At 63.6% G+C, this 242-nt stretch carries 1 pseudogene; it reads right to left on the bottom strand.

The features are described 5' to 3' along the window. Positions 1 to 242: pseudogene (locus SB772_RS44885) on the bottom strand (ABC transporter permease); the annotation flags it as partial.

Below are 242 nucleotides of genomic sequence, written 5' to 3' on the forward strand. Positions count from 1 at the left end.
GCACGCCGGTCAACGACGGAATCGTGCCGCTCGTCTCGCTCACGAGACCGAGCGATAGCGCGATGGTCGACAGCACGCCGGTCTTCGACAGCAGCAGCATCCACGCATACGTCTTCACGAGATAGCTGGTCCAGAACGGCAGCATCACCCACAGCAGCCAGCGTTCGCGGGCGCGCTCCGACAGACGGCTCAACAGATACGCGACCGGATAGCCGAGCACGATGGAAAGCGCCGCTGTCATG

The organism is Paraburkholderia sp. SIMBA_030 (assembly GCF_046535245.1).
In the GTDB taxonomy this organism is placed as follows: domain Bacteria; phylum Pseudomonadota; class Gammaproteobacteria; order Burkholderiales; family Burkholderiaceae; genus Paraburkholderia.